General features: G+C 69.8%; 16 protein-coding genes. 5 read left to right on the top strand and 11 right to left on the bottom strand.

The window, feature by feature from the left end; genetic code table 11:
• Window positions 1–25: 25 nt before the first annotated feature.
• Window positions 26–625, bottom strand: coding sequence for a TIGR03086 family metal-binding protein (locus AB0O34_RS03300; protein ID WP_363912072.1), 600 nt, complete (start codon window positions 623–625; stop codon window positions 26–28).
• Between the two features lie 406 nt (window positions 626–1,031).
• On the bottom strand, window positions 1,032–1,430 hold the full coding sequence (locus AB0O34_RS03295) for a VOC family protein (RefSeq protein WP_363912070.1): 399 nt from the start codon (window positions 1,428–1,430) through the stop codon (window positions 1,032–1,034).
• A gap of 91 nt (window positions 1,431–1,521) precedes the next feature.
• Between AB0O34_RS03295 and AB0O34_RS03290 the strand changes: the two genes are divergently transcribed.
• The gene (locus AB0O34_RS03290) at window positions 1,522–2,523 is read left to right on the top strand and encodes a YafY family protein (RefSeq protein WP_363912068.1); all 1,002 of its coding nucleotides are present in this window, start codon (window positions 1,522–1,524) and stop codon (window positions 2,521–2,523) included.
• A gap of 329 nt (window positions 2,524–2,852) precedes the next feature.
• Here AB0O34_RS03290 and AB0O34_RS03285 read toward each other — a convergent pair whose 3' ends face one another.
• From AB0O34_RS03285 to AB0O34_RS03270, 4 genes are all read right to left on the bottom strand, one after another.
• Complete coding sequence (locus AB0O34_RS03285) at window positions 2,853–3,317, bottom strand: GNAT family N-acetyltransferase (RefSeq protein WP_363912066.1); 465 nt, start codon at window positions 3,315–3,317, stop codon at window positions 2,853–2,855.
• 158 nt (window positions 3,318–3,475) lie between these two features.
• Window positions 3,476–4,561: a prenyltransferase gene (locus AB0O34_RS03280; RefSeq protein WP_363912064.1), complete on the bottom strand. Its 1,086-nt coding sequence runs from the start codon at window positions 4,559–4,561 to the stop codon at window positions 3,476–3,478.
• Window positions 4,558–5,271, bottom strand: coding sequence for a methyltransferase domain-containing protein (locus tag AB0O34_RS03275; protein ID WP_363912062.1), 714 nt, complete (start codon window positions 5,269–5,271; stop codon window positions 4,558–4,560). Before AB0O34_RS03275 ends, AB0O34_RS03280 begins: the two co-directional genes overlap by 4 nt.
• Window positions 5,272–6,561 (bottom strand): glycosyltransferase family 4 protein, encoded by a 1,290-nt coding sequence (locus AB0O34_RS03270; protein WP_363912060.1) that lies wholly within the window; start codon window positions 6,559–6,561, stop codon window positions 5,272–5,274.
• A gap of 326 nt (window positions 6,562–6,887) precedes the next feature.
• Here AB0O34_RS03270 and AB0O34_RS03265 point away from each other — a divergent pair, with 326 nt between their 5' ends.
• A complete protein-coding gene (locus AB0O34_RS03265; protein ID WP_363912058.1) occupies window positions 6,888–7,913 on the top strand; it encodes a GDP-mannose 4,6-dehydratase in 1,026 nt (341 codons plus the stop codon).
• A gap of 18 nt (window positions 7,914–7,931) precedes the next feature.
• Here AB0O34_RS03265 and AB0O34_RS03260 read toward each other — a convergent pair whose 3' ends face one another.
• The 5 genes from AB0O34_RS03260 to AB0O34_RS03240 form a co-directional block, all read right to left on the bottom strand.
• Complete coding sequence (locus AB0O34_RS03260) at window positions 7,932–9,086, bottom strand: mannosyltransferase family protein (protein WP_363912056.1); 1,155 nt, start codon at window positions 9,084–9,086, stop codon at window positions 7,932–7,934.
• 227 nt (window positions 9,087–9,313) lie between these two features.
• Window positions 9,314–11,293 (bottom strand): multicopper oxidase family protein, encoded by a 1,980-nt coding sequence (locus tag AB0O34_RS03255; RefSeq protein WP_363912054.1) that lies wholly within the window; start codon window positions 11,291–11,293, stop codon window positions 9,314–9,316.
• Window positions 11,290–11,616, bottom strand: a complete 327-nt coding sequence (locus AB0O34_RS03250; protein ID WP_363912052.1) for a DUF6220 domain-containing protein — start codon at window positions 11,614–11,616, stop codon at window positions 11,290–11,292. The genes AB0O34_RS03255 and AB0O34_RS03250 overlap by 4 nt, the downstream gene beginning before the upstream one ends.
• 250 nt (window positions 11,617–11,866) lie before the next feature.
• Complete coding sequence (locus AB0O34_RS03245; protein WP_363912050.1) at window positions 11,867–12,670, bottom strand: SAM-dependent methyltransferase; 804 nt, start codon at window positions 12,668–12,670, stop codon at window positions 11,867–11,869.
• A gap of 199 nt (window positions 12,671–12,869) precedes the next feature.
• Window positions 12,870–14,072 (bottom strand): cytochrome P450, encoded by a 1,203-nt coding sequence (locus tag AB0O34_RS03240; protein ID WP_363912048.1) that lies wholly within the window; start codon window positions 14,070–14,072, stop codon window positions 12,870–12,872.
• A gap of 283 nt (window positions 14,073–14,355) precedes the next feature.
• On the opposite strand from AB0O34_RS03240, the gene AB0O34_RS03235 reads away from it, so the two are divergent.
• Genes AB0O34_RS03235 through AB0O34_RS03225 form a run of 3 tightly spaced genes read left to right on the top strand, consistent with a single transcriptional unit; the run spans window position 14,356 to window position 17,318 of the window.
• Window positions 14,356–15,234: a fumarylacetoacetate hydrolase family protein gene (locus tag AB0O34_RS03235; RefSeq protein WP_363912046.1), complete on the top strand. Its 879-nt coding sequence runs from the start codon at window positions 14,356–14,358 to the stop codon at window positions 15,232–15,234.
• Complete coding sequence (locus AB0O34_RS03230) at window positions 15,231–16,544, top strand: L-fuconate dehydratase (protein WP_363912044.1); 1,314 nt, start codon at window positions 15,231–15,233, stop codon at window positions 16,542–16,544. The genes AB0O34_RS03235 and AB0O34_RS03230 overlap by 4 nt, the downstream gene beginning before the upstream one ends.
• A gap of 27 nt (window positions 16,545–16,571) precedes the next feature.
• The gene (locus AB0O34_RS03225) at window positions 16,572–17,318 is read left to right on the top strand and encodes an SDR family oxidoreductase (protein WP_363912042.1); all 747 of its coding nucleotides are present in this window, start codon (window positions 16,572–16,574) and stop codon (window positions 17,316–17,318) included.
• The last annotated feature ends 15 nt before the right edge of the window (window positions 17,319–17,333 follow it).

Here is a 17,333-nt window from a genome sequence, read left to right as displayed (position 1 = left end):
AACTTTTCCGGCCCACCGTCGATGGTCACGCCAATTTGGGCGTCCACGCGGGGTCGCGACCTGCGAAGCCGAGTGCGCGGTCGAACGCTGACGCGTCCTCGGGGACCTCGACCACCGGCCCGAAGAGCCCTTCCCGGCCGGCTGCTTGCTCCGGTCGCGCCGACGTGCTGGTGAACGCAAGGACAGCCGCCGTGTCGGCCGGGTTGCACGCGAACGGCTGGCCGGTCGCGCGGGCCAGGTCCCAACCGTGCAGGACCAGTTCGTCCAGCGCGACTATGGCCATCTGTTCGGCGGGCATCGTCACGCCGCCGGCCTCGGTCATCCCCTCCCAGGCGATCGGGTCGCGCCAGGCCTCCACCAACTCACCGAGCCGCCGCGGAAGCAGCGTGCGCCACTGCGGATCGAGATGCTCGGCACTCACCGCTCCCGGCCCTGGTCCGTCTTCGGGTGGGGTGGTCTTGCGGGCCGCCCAGGTAAACGCCAGCGACAGTCCCATGAAGTGGTCGAGCAGTGCGGCGACCGGGGTGTCAGTGCATGGCGTTGGATCGTCCAGTCGGTCCTCGGTCACGCCATCCAACAGGCGCACCACCTCGCGGGCCGCGGACTCCAGGTCGATCACGGGCATAACGGTTCCTCTCCGTCGGACCTAACTCGTCGCTCTATCGTGCTGACTCCCCAGGATCGACGAAGTTATCGGTTGGCGCCGACAATCTCCCGTCCGCGCTGTAACCGTGGGGCGAACACCACGCACGGCAATCCGGAGACCGGGCGCTCGCTCAGCGGCATGACAGGGCGTCGCGCAAGTTCTGTTGCTCGTCCCGGAGGTGCCTCTTCTGCGCAACCGCCTCTGGGCGCCACTGCCTGCCGCAGGGCATGAGCGGGGGAGCGCGGCAGGGAACGAGCGGGTGCGGCAGGTCGGGTGTGATCCTGCCGCTGCTCGCGTGCCGCCGCGTTCGGCGGGAGCCCTGGGATCGCTGGGATCGATCCCGAGACTTTCGGCCGCAGGCGCCTGCCTGGCGGCTGCGCTGTCGTCAGCGAGCGAACTTCTCGATGGCGGCTGGGGTGACGGGTGTGAAGACGTTGACGAGGTTGCCGTCGGGGTCGCGGAACAGGAGCGAGCGGTTGCCCCAGGGCATCGTGGTGGGCTCATTGACGAAGTCCTCCACGAAGCCGGTCAGGTTCTGGTGCACGCTGTCCACGTCGTCGACAAGGAACTCGAGGATGACGCTGCGGTTGTCGGCCGGGCGGGCGGAGCCAGGCGCGAACAGAGGGACGGTACGGGTGCTGGCGATCGCGAGGGTGGCCGAGGTGGTCCTGAGCTCAGCGAAGTCCTCGTTGGACCAGCTCGCCCGCACTCCGGTGGCGCGCTCGTAAAAGTCGACGAGGCGGGCGACGTCGCCCGTGATGATGCGGATCGAGACGAAGTCCATGGGTTCTCTCCTGGTCGGTCGGTGCTTGTGATCGCACGCTACGACGGATACTGGACAGAACCTGCCCGGTATCTGCGGGATACTTCTGGGCATGTCTCGACCCATTGCTCGCGTGCTCACCCTGCTGGAGCTCCTGCAGTCGGGCGGCATCCGGACCGTGGCCGAACTCGCCGATCGGCTCGACGTCGACAAGCGCACGGTGCGGCGGTACGTCGACCACCTCATCGACCTCGACGTGCCCGTCGAGTCGGTGCGCGGCCGCTACGGCGGCTACCGGCTCGCCTCCGGTTACCGCATGCCTCCGCTCATGCTGAGCGACGACGAAGCGCTCGCCGTGCTGCTCGGCCTGGTCGCGGGTCAGCGAGCCGGCTTGATGACGACCACGGGCACAGCGAGCGAGACGGCGGCGGCCAAGGTCCGGCGGGTGCTGCCCGAGCGGCTCGGCCGCAGGCTCGACGCCGTGCTCGACTCCCTCGCCTTCACGGCTCCGCCCGGCGAGTCAGCCGCCCCGGAGACCGCGGTCCTGCTCTCGATCGCCGACGCGGTGCGCCATCACCGGCCGATCTCGATCCGGTACACCGCCGCCGACGGTCGGCGCAGCGAACGCACGCTGCACCCGTACGGGCTCGTCGCCCACTCGGGCAGGTGGTACGTGACGGGTGCGGATCCCGTGATCGGCGAGGACCGGACGTTCCGGCTGGATCGCATCGCCGGTGCGAGGACGCTGCCCGGCTCGTTCGAGCCGCCTGCCGGACTCGATCCGGCGGAGCGCGTCCTGTCAGGGCTCGCCACGGCTCCGTACCGGCATGAGGTGACTCTGCGGGTCCAGGGGACGGCCGAGCAGATCCGCGCCCGACTTCCCGCCAGCGTCGCGATCGTGGAAGAGTTGCCGTCCGCGAGCAGCCTAGATTCGGAGACCAAGCGCTGGTCCCGCGTCGAGCTGCGGGCGGAACGGCTCGACTGGTTGCCTGCCGTGCTCGCGTCGCTGGACCGGCCGTTCGTCATCGAGCGACCGGATGAGCTCCGCGACCTCGTCATGGCGCTCGCCAGCCGGCTCGCGAATTCGGCCCGGCGAAGTCCGCCTCGCGTATGACGGATATCGGTAAGGCCCCCCGTGTCGGTCAACCCCCGAGTCCCTACGGCGGGGGACGTGGGCTGTTCGGTTGGTCTGCTGGGCAGCGGGGCCAGGTGCTGCAATTCGACATCCGCTCATCGGCATGAGCGGAAGTGTCGCCGGGCGACATGATGGCCAGTCCGCGCAGAGCTTGGGTTGGTCAGCCTCGTTGTGATCATGTCCAGCATCAGGCGTGGCCGAAGCGGCAAGCATCAACCGAAGCAGGACAGCCCGCCAGCGGAACACCTCCTGGCATGACCGCGCGACCAGCGGCAGAAGCGGATAAGGCGATTCACGACCGAAGCCCGTCAGCGATTGTGTCCAACCGTCCATCTGAACGCTGCGGCCGCGTGGTCTGCACCTTGGCGAAGGTAGAAGCGATGCGCCTCGGTTCGTGCGAGGCCGGACTCCAGGAAGACGAAGTCGGCGCCATGCTCTTGCGCCCACGTCCTGGCGGCTGTCAGCAGGCTGGCGCCGACACCTCGGGAGCGCCATTCGGGGTGCACGGCGAGATCCTCGATCGAAGCCCGGCGACCGAAGCGCACCGAGAGGATGTCCAGGTAGACGCTGGCAACGCCGACCACCTGGTCCTGAGGCGAGCGGGCTTCGAACAGTGCGGCGTTCTCGCTCGCGAGGACCTGGGCGGTGCGCTCGACGGCGCGGTCGCGGTCCCAATCCGGAGGACGGCTGCCGGGCGGGTCGAAGAGCCACTCCAGCCCCGTTACGAACTCGGCCTCGGTACCTGGCTGGGACCGTCGAATCTGGATGTTCATTAGATCATTATCGGGCTGAGTGGTGATCGATGCCCCTTGGCGTCATGCATCCGCTCATCGGCATGAGCGAGCATCTGGGGCAAGACAGCCGAAACCGCGGCCGGCTCACTTGATCCACAGCGGGCGTGGTTGGTCCTTGATGACCAGCGAGGAGCGTTTCAGGTGCGGCTGGCGGCGGGGGAGCAGCCGCAGGTGTCGGGGTCGGTCACCGGGATGGCGTACCGGCCGGCCTCGCGGAACAGGCCCGCCGCCGGGGTGGCGCCGGACAGCGCGTCGGCCGCGAGGATGACGGCGGCGGCGGTGTACGCCGACTGCTCGTTGGGGAACGGCCGCTCGTTGACGAACTGCCAGCCCGTCCAGTACGACCCGTTCTCGTGGCGCAGGTGCTGCATGTCCCGGTAGATGGTGAGAGCGCGCTCGGTGTCCCCCACCGCGTCCAGGGCGAGGGTCAGCTCGCAGGACTCCGCGCCCGTCACCCACGGCTGGTCGGACACGCAGCGGATGCCGAGCCCCGGCACGACGAAGGTGTCCCACTCCTCCTCCAGTCGCTCGCGCGCCTCCGCCCCGCGCACCGCGCCCCCGAGGATCGGGTAGTACCAGTCCATCGAGAACCGGCTCTTGTCGGCGAAGGCCTCCGGATGGGCGGCCAGCACGTGCCCGAGCCGGTCGGCCGCCAGCTCCCAGTCGGGCTGCGGCTCGCCCAGGTGCTCGCCGAGCAGCACGCCGCAGCGAAGCCCCTGGTAGATGGAGGAGCAGCAGGTCAGCAGGGCGTACTGCGCCGGAGCGCCCGAGGCGGACCGCTCCCACACGATCTCGCCGCGAGCCGTCTGGAGGTCGACCACGAAGTCGAGCGCCTTCCTGACGGCCGGCCACATCGCGCGCGCGAAGTCCTCGTCGCGGGTGACCAGCAGATCGTGCCACACTCCCACGGCGACGTACGCCGCGTGGTTGCTCTCGCCGTTCTTCTCGACGGCCTCGCCGCGCACGGTCTTCATCGGCCACGAGCCGTCGTCACGCTGGTGCCGTACGAGCCAGTCGTAGCCCTTCCTGGCCTCGGCGGTGAGCCCGGCGACCGTCATGGCCATCAGGCACTCGACGTGGTTCCAGGCGTCGACGTGCCCCTCGGGCCAGGGCACCCCGCCGTCCGGTTCCTGTACGGCGGCGATGCTCCGCGCCGTCTCGACGATCTGCTCCGCTGTGATGACCCCGGGTACGGCCGGGACCCGGCCCGCGTGGGGGGTCAAGCGGGCTTCCGGACGTAGACGACCACGCTCTTTCCGATGAGAGGGTTGAGCACGGCCTCCGCGATGCGGGTGGCCGCGGGGCGCTTCATGATGTCCCAGACGAGCAGCTCGTGGTAGGCCTTGGCCAGTGGGTGGTCGTCGTCGTTCACGCCGACCGCGCACTTGATCCACCAGTACGGCGAGTGCAGGCCGTGGGCGTGGTGGTGCGGGCCGACCTCAAGGCCGGTGGCCTTCAGCTTCGCGCTCAGCTCGGCGAGCGTGTAGATCCGCACGTGCCCGCCGGGGGCCGTGTGGTACGCCTCCGACAGCGCCCAGCAGATGCGCTCGGGCAAGAAGCTCGGCACGGTGATCGCTGCCCGGCCGCCGGGCTTGAGCACCCGATGGATCTCGCGCATCGCCGCCATGTCGTCGGGGATGTGCTCCAGCACCTCGGCCGCGATCACGCGGTCGAACGAGGCGTCGGGGAAGGGCATGGCCAGCGCGTCGCCGGTCACGGTCTCGGCGGTCGCCTCCGGCGGCACCTCGCCCGCCTTGTCCATGGCGGCGAACATGCTCGCGACGCCCTCCAGCTCGGCCGCGTCCTGGTCGAACGCCACCACGTCGGCGCCGCGCCGCAGCACCTCGAACGCGTGGCGGCCACCGCCGCAGCCGAGGTCGAGCACGCGGACACCGGGCCCGACCGGGAGCTTCCCGAAGTCGACGGTCAGCACTTACCGCTCCCCTTTCGCCTTACCGCGGGCCTCGATGGCCTCGCGGTACGCCTCGACTGTCCGCTTGGCCACGACGTGCCAGGTGTACCGCTCCATGACCCGCTCGTATCCGGCCCTGCCGACGCGCTCCCGCTCCTCAGGGGAGTCGTGCAGCCGGCGCAGCACCGAGGCCAGCTCCTCGGGGTCGCCGGGCGCGACCTGGACCGCCGCGTCGCCGACGACCTCGGGCAGCGCGCCCGTACGGCTGGCGACCAGCGGGGTACCGCAGGCCATGTGCTCGACGGCGGGAAGCGAGAAGCCCTCGTACAGCGACGGCACGACGGAGATCTCGGAGGTCGCGATGAGCTCGCCCAGCTCGTCGTCGGAGATGCCGTGGACGAACTTCACGCGGTCCCCGAGTGCCAGTTCCTGGACGAGCTTCTCCGTGGGGCCGCCGGCGGTGGGCTTGCTGACCACGGTCAGGTTCACGTCGCGCTCGGTGGCGAGCTTGGCGACGGCGCGCAGCAGCGTGGCGACGCCCTTCATGGGGGAGTCGGCGCTCGCCACGGCGACGATCGAGCCCTTGCGCTTCGGAAGGTGCGGGCGCGGGTGGAAGAAGCGGGTGTCCACGCCCAGCGGGATGAGCCGCATGTTGTTCTGCGGCACGTTGAAATCGCGGTGGATGTCGGCGAGGCTCGACTCGCTCACCGTGAGGATGGGCTTCAGCCGGGGCGCGACGTGGCTCTGCATGCGCACGAACCCGTACCAGCGGCGCATCGAGAGCTGCTTGCGCAGCGGCGCGGCCTTCAGCTCGATGCGCCGGTCCACGCTGATGGGGTGGTGGATGGTGCCGACGACGGGGAAGAGCTTCTGGATGCCCAGGAGGCCGTAGCCGAGCGTCTGGTTGTCCTGCACGACGTCGAAGTCGCCCTGACGCTTCTTCAGCTCGCGCAGTGCCCGCAGGCTGAAGGTCAGCGGCTCGGGGAAGCCGGCCGTCCACATGGTGGCGACTTCCAGCACGTCGATCCAGTCGCGGTACTCGCCGAGTGACGGGGTGCGGAAGGGGTCCTCGTCACGGTAGAGGTCGAGGCTCGGGATCTTGGTGAGCACGACGCCCTCGTCCAGCTCCGGGTACGGCGGTCCCGACAGGACCTCGACGTAGTGCCCGAGGGCGACGAGCTCGCGGCTGACGTGGCGCAGGTAGACGCCCTGGCCGCCGCAGGTGGGCTTGCTCCGGTACGACAGGAGGGCGATGCGCAGCCTGTCCCCGCCGTGATCCCCGTGCCCTCGCGCGTCGTCTGGAACCTCCACGGACACCCCTTTCGAGAGCGGTGCTCGGTAGCCGCCCACAAGGGGCATGTACCGCGAAAGCTGATCTTAGGAGCGAACCCTACCATCTGGTAGTGGACGCATCTCTAATATGGAATTGTGCCTCATATCACCCTCACGCGCCGCGAACTGGGAAGTTAGGCCAACCGAGCGCGGCTCGGTAGAACGAGTTCTATGTCCGGCGGACGTAGGATCCTCGGCGTCCCATGGCGCTCGACGGGGGGCATGGCGGTACATTCGCGTCTTACAGCTCAGAGTTCGGGCGAAGCAGTACGAGCCGCTGATCCCGAAAGAACAAGGAGGACCCGTTGGCCAGGCGTGCGCTGATCACTGGCATCACCGGGCAGGACGGCTCCTACCTCGCCGAGCACCTGCTCGACCAGGGATACGACGTTTGGGGTCTGGTTCGCGGGCAGGCCAACCCCCGGGTCTCCCGCGTTCGCAAGCTGCTCCAGGACGTGAAGCTCGTCCGAGGTGATCTCCTGGACCAGGGATCGCTGATCTCCGCTGTGGAACGTGTTCAGCCCGACGAGGTCTACAACCTGGGCGCCATCTCGTTCGTGCCCATGTCGTGGGAGCAGGCCGAGCTGACCGCCGAGGTGACCGGCATGGGCGTGCTGCGCATGCTGGAGGCGATCAGGGTGTGCTCCGGGATCACCTCCTCCCGGGCCTCCGCCTCCGGCCAGATCCGTTTTTATCAGGCTTCGTCCTCGGAGATGTTCGGCCAGGTACGCGAGACGCCACAGAACGAGCGCACGCCGTTCCACCCGCGCTCGCCGTACGGCGTGGCCAAGGCGTACGGGCACTTCCTCACCCAGAACTACCGCGAGTCCTATGGGATGTTCGCGGTCTCCGGCATCCTGTTCAACCACGAGTCGCCCCGGCGTGGCGCCGAGTTCGTGACGCGCAAGGTGACGCTGGGCGTCGCGAGGATCAAGCTGGGCCTCGCCTCCGAGCTGCGGCTGGGCAACCTCGAAGCCCGCCGCGACTGGGGCTACGCCGGCGACTACGTCCAGGCCATGCGCCTGATGCTCCAGGCCGGGGCGCCCGAGGACTACGTCATCGGCACCGGGCACACGCAGTCCGTGCGCGAGCTGGTCGTCGCCGCCTTCCAGGCGGCCGGGCTCGACTGGGAGCAGTACGTGGTCGGCGACCAGGCCCTGCACCGCCCCGCCGAGGTCGACCTCCTGTGCGCCGACCCCAAGAAGGCCCGCGTCCAGCTCGGCTGGGAACCGACCGTGGCGTTCGAGCAGCTCGTCGCGATGATGGTCGAGTCCGACCTCCGCCTCCTGTCCGACGGCAACGACCCAGAACAGGACACCTCCTGGTCCTGACGGGTCCGGGACGCCCTGTCAGCCGATCCAGGCTCCTGTGGTGAAGTTGCCGACGTTGATGGCCATGACGGGGATCATGATGGCCATGCTCGTGTACCAGACCCATGGTCGCTTCACACCGGCTACGCCGATGGCCACCCACAGCGGGAACCACGTCAGCGATCCCCGGCCGACCGACATGTAGAACGACGACAGGGTCAGGAACGACAGCACCTGGGGCACGATGTAGGCCAGCTCGGGCCACTTGCGCCGTACCGCCAGGCAGACGGCCAGGGCCAGCAGCACCGCGGCCGAGATGATCTCCTCGTAGTAGGAGGTGGTCAGCGTGGGGACGTCGTCCGACATGTTCCAGGTGTTGAGGAACGCCTCCCACGGCCAGACGGCGTGCCGTCCCCAGAACTGGTCCTGGACGCTGTTGTAGGCCAGCCAGTCGCCCGTGCGGGTCCACTGGTAGATGACGTACAGCACCATCGGCACGCCCGGCAGTGCCAGCCAGGGGAGCAGGCGCCAGCCCCCGGGCGCCTTACGGCCGTTCTCGGCCACCAGGAACATGACGAGCATGCCGAGCACCAGGAACAGGCCCGAGACGCGCACCGTGACGGCGCCCGCGGCGCACAGGGCGGCGTCCTCCCAGCGGCCCCTGCGGGCCAGCAGCCAGGCCGAGAGCGCGAGGGCGAGGAACAGCGCCTCGGAGTAGCCGGAGAAGAGGAAGACGCTGAACGGGCTGAGGAACAGGGCGGCCACGGCGAACTTGCCGCTGCCCGGCGCGTACGACTCGGCGAGCCGCGACAGCGCCACCGCGACGACCGCGCTGGCCACCAGGGAGATGAGCAGTGTCGCGATGCGGCCGTCGTGCACGATCGGCCTCAGGAGCCTGATCAGCAGGGCCATGCCGGGGAAGAACGCGGGCAGCTTGGCGCTGTCCTGCATGCCCGGGGGGCCGTCGTAGCCGTAGTCGGCGATGGCGATGAAGTTCTCGGCGTCCCAGCGGGTGAGCCGGTTGACGAACGGGTCGGTGGTACGGCCGGGGGCGGCCAGGTAGGTGTAGATCAGGACCCCGATGTGGGACAGGAACCAGATCAGCAGAGCCCGCTGGTCGGCGGCGTCCCTCAGGAACCGCGGCGACCACCACCGCCCTGCGGCGTCCCCGTCCGGCTGATCCGGGGACGGCACCGGCTCCTCCCGGGGTAACTCGGGGTCCTCCCGGGAGGAGGTCGGCTTTTCCCGGGATAACGCCGGTCCCTGCGGCATACGATCCGTCACGGGCAAATCCTGATATAGCCCTATACCGGTGGCAAGCGGTTGCTACCGCGTGATGGCGCCGGCTCGGACGCTCCGCGAAAGTTTCACACCGCGGGCCGCTCCCGCTGTCCGCGGTGGCGACCCGGGCGACGGGCGGGTCAGCCGCCGTGGGCCCCGTGGAAGGGGGTGGTGACGCCCTCGTAGGCCAGGTGCAGTGCCATGCCCTGGTCGGCGTGGCTGAGGTTGTGGCAGTGGTTCATCCACATGCCGGGATTGTTCGCGCGGAACGCCACCTCCCAGACCTCGCCGGGCCGTACGTCGAAGGTGTCCAGCAGCAGCGGGCTGCCCGCCGGCGCGCGGCCGTCACGGGAGAGCACCCGCACCGTGTGGCCGTGCAGGTGCCAGGGATGCGTCTCGCGGCCCCTGTTGACGACCGTGACGCGCACCAGGTCCCCTTCCCTCACGAGCTGGGTGGGGATGGACGGGAACGCGTGCCCGTTCACCGTGTGCGCGTACGCGGGCCGGCCGTTCATGATGGCAAGTCCCTGGTCGAGCACGAGCGTGAAGCGGCGGTCGGAGCGGCTGCCCGCCCCGAAGGGCGTGGCACTCGGCGTGCCGTACGACAGCGGGTCGAACTCGGGCCACCCGGAGGTGTCCTCGGCGGCGGACGGGGCCGGCGTCGACGGAGCGTCCGGGGTGAGGCGCAGGCTGGTCGCGCGGTCGTCGACGCGCAGGAGCGCTCCACCGGCGGGCATGGCGAACACGAGGTCGTAGCGACCGCCGGCGGGAAGGCGCAGCCTCGTCCGGCTCAGCTCGCCCGGGGCGTTCAGGTCCCTGCCGTCGATCGCCGCCACCTTGTACGGCGTGCCGCTCAGCGTGAACTGGTGCGGGGTGTTGTCGGTGCCGACCAGGCGCAGCCGTACGGGCGTGCCGGGCGCCACCCGCTGCTCGAACGGCTGGTCGTGGTCTCCCAGAGTGATCTTTCCGCCGAACGTGTGCACGGGGAGGGTGAGGTCGGCCCCCTCGTTGGCGGCTTCGCGAGGAGTGACGACCAGCATCCCGTAGAGGCCCAACTTGACCCCACGGTCCGAGACCTCGTGTGTGTGGTACCAGTACGTCCCCACCTGGGTGGCGCGGAACCGGTACAGGAACTCCTGCCCTGGCATTACGGCGTCCTGCGTCAGGCCGGGGACCCCGTCCTCGCCCGAGGGCACGTCGTAGCCGTGCCAGTGCAGGGTCACCCCCGAGGTGATGTCGGCGTTGCGCAGCCGTACCTCGATCAGGTCGCCCTCGGACGCGGTGACCGGCGGCCCCGGCACCCGGCCGTCGAAGGTCCACGCCGCCACCTCGCGCCCGGAGGACAGGGTGACGGTCGCGGTACGGGCGGTCAGCGTGAACCGCCGTACCTCCCCGCCCGCCGCGGGAGTGGACGGCCCGCGCAGCGCCGTCACCGGCCGCCCCTGCCGCGCGTGACCGCCATCCGAAGCGCTGGAGGCACCGGCTCCCATGGCTCCCATGGCGTGGGTGTCCATGGCGTGGGCTTCCATGGCCGCCGGAGGGCCGCCGCCGGTCTCGGTGGTCCCGGCGGTCTCGGCGGGTACGAACGCCAGGCCCACGCCGGCCAGGCCCACCGCAAGCGTCACGGCGGCGGTGACCCGAAGCCCGGGGACGGGCGCGGAGACGGCCCGCCAGGTCACCAGCACGGCCGCGGCGACCAGGGCCACCGTCACCAGACCGGTGCTCCACGTCGCCGGGTACCCCATCAGGAGCGTGACCGCCGGCCCCGCCACGGCCGCGTACCCCGCCCCGAGAAGCGGGATCACGACCGCGGCCGACAGGTCTCCTCGGCCGCGTACGGCCGTGACCAGGCGCGGTGCGGCGAGGACGCTCGCGGCCAGCCCGGCGACGACCAGTAGCGGCAGCGTGAGCGTGAACTTCTCCTGGACGAACCACCACCCGGCGGGGGCCAGCGCGAGAGCCACCCCCACCCGGGCCAGCGACGCCGCCACGGCGACGCAGAAGAGCGCCAGCGCGAGCCCGGCGCGCCGGGCGGCGGCCGCCGCGCCCGAGCCCAGCCACGCCACCGTGGCGGTGACCCCGGCGACGAGGTCGAGCACGATCAGGCCCGCGACCGTCATCGCACGCGCGCGGCCTCGCCGGGAGCCGCCGCCGCTCCCTTCGCGAAGAGCCGGGCCTGCCGGAACACCATGCCGGACACGGCCATGACGGCGAGCCCGTTGATGGCGTGCAGTCCGAGGATGGCGAGGCTTCCCGGGGTCGTGTTGCCCGCGCTGTCGTCGAGCAGGCCGCCGACGGCGATGATCAGCATCTGGACCACGACCAGGCCGAGCGGGAGGATGGTCATGCCGATCAGCCGGCCCGGCGCCCGCGCGACGGCGGCGGCGACGGTGGCGAGCAGCGAGAGCACCGGGATGACCATCATGCCGGTCATGCCGTGCAAGGCGTAGGAGCTGTCCTCCTGTGGTTTTGTCGAACGCGCCGACAGCGGCGAAGTAGAACTGCGCCACGACGGCGATGAGCATGAGGCCGGCAAGGACGGCATAGGCCCTGCGCACGGTTTACCTCCAAGGTTGGGTGGTTACCGTGATGCTGGCCGACACGGCCCGCCGGGTCGTCCCTCATGCAGCGTCATGTCGCGTACGCCCTGGGGAGTACTTCGCCGGGGAACGCCTAATCCAGTGGGCTCCGGGTCAGCGCTTGCGGCCGACGCCGGCGAGGACCCACATCTTGTCCGGGTCGACCCGCCTGGTGATGCCGGGACGCCATTCGGGGGCGGTGACCAGGCCGGGCTCCACGAGGTCGAAGCCGTCGAAGAAGCGCGTCAGCTCGGCGTGGGAGCGGGCCACCCACGGGGCACCGGCCTTGGTGGAGACCTTGACGAGCTCGGCGGTCTTCTCCGGATGCGGATCCGGGGTCACGTGCGACAGGGCCAGGTAGCTCCCGGGCGCCATCAGCCCCTTGATCCGGTCGACGACCTCGTACGGCCTGTCGGCGTCCTGGACGAAGTGCAGGACGGCGACCAGCAGCACGGCCACGGGCCGGTCGAAGTCGATGAGCCGCCGCAGGTCGGGGTGGTCCAGGATGGGGTCGATCTCGCGCAGGTCGCCGCGTACGAACGAGACGTTGCCGGTGGTGGCGACCAGCGCGTCGCCGTGCGCGACGACGATCGGGTCGTGGTCGACGTAGACCACCGCGGACTCCGGCGCGGTCTCCGCGACGACCTGGTGGACGTTCTGCTGGGTCGGCAGCCCGGAGCCGATGTCGAGGAACTGGCGGATGCCCGCCTCGGCGCTGAGGTAGCGGACCGCGCGGCCCAGGAACTCGCGGTTCTGCCTGGCCATCCGCGGCATCTCGGGGGCGAGGGCGAAGACCTTCTCGGCGGCGGCGCGGTCGGCCGCGTAGTTGTCCTTGCCGCCGAGGGCATAGTCGTAGATGCGCGCGGCGCTCGGGGTGTTCGGGTCGACGCCTACGGGTGCCGGACGCTGGCCTGACATCGTCTCTCCTCTGCCGCCGCCCACCCCCATATGAGGGGAAATATGGGCTGATCGTCCTCTTCGAGGATCTTAGCGGCGGGACCACGCCGATCCGCCGTCCGTCAGGAGCGGGGGCTCCCCCCCCGGGAGCGTCATGCCCCCCCCGGAGAGCTCACCCGGTGACCGCCCACGGGGACGGTCACCGGATGGGATGACCCGGTCAGATCTCCACAGGGAGGGTCTTGATGCCGTTGATGAAGTTCGACCGCAGCCGCTTGGCCTCTCCGGCCTGGCGCAGGTTGGGCAGGCGCTGGGCGACGACCTCGAAGAGCACCCGAAGCTCCAGCTTGGCCAGGTGGTTGCCCAGGCAGAAGTGCGCGCCGCCGCCCCCGAACCCGATGTGCGGGTTGGGGTCGCGGCCGATGTCGAAGTTCGACGGCGTGGCGAACACGTCCTCGTCCCGGTTGGCCGAGGAGTAGAAGACGACGATCTTGTCGCCTTCCTTGATCTCCTTGTCCCTGATGACGGTGTCGCGGGTGGCCGTACGGCGGAAGAGGTTGACCGGGGACACCCACCGGACGATCTCGTCGGCGGCCGTGCGCGCGAGCGACGGGTCGCGTACCAGCCGCTCCCACTGCGCCGGGTTCTCGAACAGGGTGAGCATGCCGCCGGAGGCCGCGTTGCGCGTGGTCTCGTTGCCCGCCACGACCAAAAGCAGCACGAACAGGTCGAACTCGTCCTCGCTGAGCACCTCGCCGTTCTCGGCGGGCTGGATGAGCCGGGTGACGATGTCGTCCTGCGGCTGGTCGCGGCGCTGCGCGGCGAGCTGGTTGGCGTACGCGTAGACCTCCCCGGCCGCCATCGCGCCTTCCTCGGGAGTGCCGGCGTAGTCGGGGTCCTCGCTCCCGATCATCCGGTTCGACCACTCGAAGATCTTGTTCCGGTCCTCGACGGGCGCTCCGAGCAGCTCGCAGATCACGTACAGGGGGAGGGGCGCGGCCACGTCGGTGACGAAGTCCACCGTGCCCTTGGCCGCGGCCTCGTCGATCAGGTTGTGGCAGATGTCGCGGATGTGCTCCTCCAGTGCGCCCATCTGGCGCGGCGTGAAGCCCCGGTTGACCAGCGACCGCCTGCGGGTGTGGTCGGGGGGATCCTGGTTGAGCATCATCATCCGCTGGAGCTCGCGCTGCTCCTCGGGCATCTCGTTGAACAGGGCCAGCTTCTTGCTGGAGGAGAAGAGCTCGGAGTTGCGGGAGACGTGGACGACGTCCTCGTGCTTGGTGACCGCCCAGAACCCCGGCCAGTCGAGCTCGGGATCCCCCTCGTGCCAGAAGACGGGATCGTTGGCCCGCAGCCACCTGAGCTGCTCGTGCGGGACACCGTCCCTCGCGTAGTGATCCTGGTCGACGAGGTTGATTTCCATATGACCACCTGAGGTTTCGATCAAGCGCTTGGCCGAACCAGTTTCTGGAACGTGTTCTATTACGGGCGTGCGGGCACGTCAAGTCACGTGACCGCCACTGATGCGCCCGCCGCGCCGAGCAGCGGAAAGTGCCCCTCCCATCACCGGGCGGACGTCACGGACATTGTATGGAGGTGAAAATAAGGATCGGATGAATCATGCCGCCTGACCTCGAAGGACTTGACGCTGGCCCATCTCCGCGTAGTCTTCTCTCTCAAGACATCCGATGAATTGAAGGAGACGCGTGAAGCTACTGCGAGTGGGACCACCCGGAGAGGAGCGTCCCGCGGTCCTGGACGACACCGGGCATCCGCGTGACCTGCGAAGCCTGCTCGGGCAGGAAGCCGACCTCGACGGGGCCTTCTTCGCTTCGGGGCAAGTGGCGCGCGTCGCGAACGCGTTGCTGAGGAATGAGTTGCCGCTCCTCCGCGAGGACACGGCCTCCGGTGCCCTCGGAGGGCGCATCGGGGCGCCGATCGCGCGGCCGGGGAAGGTCGTCTGCGTCGGCCTCAACTACCGTGACCACGCCGAGGAGACCGGAGCGGCCATCCCCGCCGAGCCGATCATCTTCATGAAGGCACCCAACACCGTGGTGGGGCCGAACGACGAGGTCCTGATCCCGCGTGGCAGTGTGAAGACCGACTGGGAGGTGGAGCTCGCGGTCGTCATCGGGAAGACCGCGCGTTACCTCGACTCTCACGAGGAGGCGCTCGACTGCGTCTTCGGGTACGCCATCTCCAACGACGTCTCCGAGCGGGAGTTCCAGCTTGAGCGCGGCGGCCAGTGGGACAAGGGCAAGTCGTGCGAGACCTTCAACCCGCTCGGCCCCTGGCTCGTCACCGCCGACGAGGTACCCGACCCGCAGAACCTCGGGCTCCGGCTCTCGGTCAACGGCGAGGTCCGGCAGGACGGCGGCACCAAGAACATGATCTTCGGAGTGGCGGAGGTCGTGCGCTACCTGAGCCGGTTCATGGTCCTGGAGCCCGGCGACGTGATCAACACCGGCACGCCCGCCGGCGTCGCGCTCGGTATGCCGGACCAGCCCTACCTCAGGAGCGGGGACGTGATGGAGCTGGAGATCGACGGCCTCGGCCGGCAGCGTCAGATCGTGGGACAGGCATGAGCGCCCACCTGATCACCGCGCTGGAGACCCACGACATCCGGTTCCCCACATCGAGGGAGCTCGACGGCTCCGACGCGATGAACCCCGACCCCGACTACTCGGCCGCGTACGTCGTCCTTCGGACCGACGCCGGCGTCGAGGGGCACGGGTTCGCGTTCACCATCGGCCGGGGCAACGACATCGAGACCACGGCGATCGAGGCCCTCGCGCCCTTCGTCGTGGGCAGGCGCCTGGACGACCTCGGCGCGCTCTGCAAGGAGATGGTGCACGACTCCCAGCTCCGCTGGCTCGGCCCGGAGAAGGGCGTCATGCACATGGCGATCTCCGCGGTCGTCAACGCGCTCTGGGACGCCAAGGCCAAGATCGAGGGCAAGCCCCTGTGGCTGCTCCTTGGGGAGATGTCCCCCGAGGAGCTCGTCTCGCTGGTCGACTTCCGCTACCTCAGCGACGCGCTGACCCCCGAGGAGGCACTGGCCATCCTGCGGAGGGCCGAGCCCGGGCGGCAGGAGCGCATCGCTCACCTCAAGGCGGAGGGCTACGCCGCGTACACCACCTCGCCGGGCTGGCTCGGGTACGACGACGACAAGCTGCGCCGCCTGTGCAAGGAGGCGATCGATCAGGGGTTCACCCAGATCAAGCTGAAGGTCGGAGCCGATCTGGAGGACGACCGGCGGCGGATGCGCATCGCCCGCGAGGTCTGCGGGCCGGGATTCCGCATCGCGATCGACGCCAACCAGCGCTGGGACGTGGGCTCGGCCATCGCGTGGGTCAGCGCGCTCAAGGAGTTCGACCCGTACTGGGTGGAGGAGCCGACGAGCCCCGACGACGTGCTCGGCCACGCCACCATCGCGCGGGCGCTCGCGCCGATCAAGGTCGCGACCGGCGAGCACGTCCAGAACCGCGTGGTCTTCAAGCAGATGCTGCAGGCGGGCTCGCTGTCGATCGTCCAGCTGGACTCCGCGCGCGTGGGCGGCGTGAACGAGAACATCGCGATCCTGCTGCTCGCGGCCAAGTTCGGCATGCCCGTCTGCCCGCACGCCGGCGGCGTCGGCCTCTGCGAGCTGGTGCAGCACCTGGCCATGTTCGACTACGTGGCGGTCAGCGGCAGCCTCGAAGACCGGGTGATCGAGTACGTCGACCACCTGCACGAGCACTTCGTCGACCCCGCCGTGATCGACAACGGCCGCTACAGGGCTCCCCTGGCGCCCGGTTTCAGTGCCACGATGCGCCCTGAGTCGATCGCCGAGTACACGTTTCCCGGTGGCCCCGTCTGGAACATCGCCTCGACGGCGGCTCTGGAGTCGGCGTGAGGCCGGAGGAAGAGATGGAGAAGTCAGATGAGTGAGTTCGGCGGACTCGCCGCGCTGGTCACAGGCGGCGGTTCCGGCATCGGCCTCGCGGCGGCGACCATGCTCGCCGAGCGGGGCGCCCGCGTGGCCTGCCTGGACGTCAACCCGCCTGGCGATCCCTTCGTGGGCGTCAAGGCCGACGTCACCGACGACGCCGCGGTCCGCGCGGCCGTCGCGGAGGCGGCCGGGCGCCTGGGCGGCATCGACATCCTGGTCAACAACGCCGGCATCGGCGCGGCCGGCACCATCGAGCAGAACGCCGACGAGGAGTGGTTCCGCGTCCTCGACGTCAACCTCCTCGGCATCGTCCGGGTGACGCGGGCGGCCCTGCCGTACCTGCGGGCGTCCGGCCACGCGGCCGTGGTCAACACCTGCTCGATCGCGGCCACCGCCGGCCTGCCCAACCGCGCGCTCTACAGCGCGTCGAAGGGCGCGATCCTCTCCCTCACGCTGGCCATGGCGACCGACCACATCGCGGAGGGGATCCGGGTGAACTGCGTCAACCCGGGCACCGCCGACACTCCGTGGGTGCAGCGGTTGCTCGACGCCGCGTCCGATCCGGACGCCGAACGCCGGGCGCTGGAGCAGCGCCAGCCCATGGGGCGGCTCGTGAGCGCCGAGGAGGTGGCCGCCGCGATCGCGTACCTGGCGAGCCCCCTCGCGAGCAGTACGACAGGCACCGTGCTGGCCGTCGACGGCGGCATGCACGGGCTCCGCCCCCGCCCGAAATCCTAGGGTTCCCCAGACCCA

It is taken from the genome of Sphaerisporangium sp. NPDC088356 (genome assembly GCF_040685555.1).
In the GTDB taxonomy this organism is placed as follows: domain Bacteria; phylum Actinomycetota; class Actinomycetes; order Streptosporangiales; family Streptosporangiaceae; genus Sphaerisporangium.
Note: the sequence above shows the minus strand (reverse complement) of the source record. Positions and strands in the feature narration are given on the sequence as shown.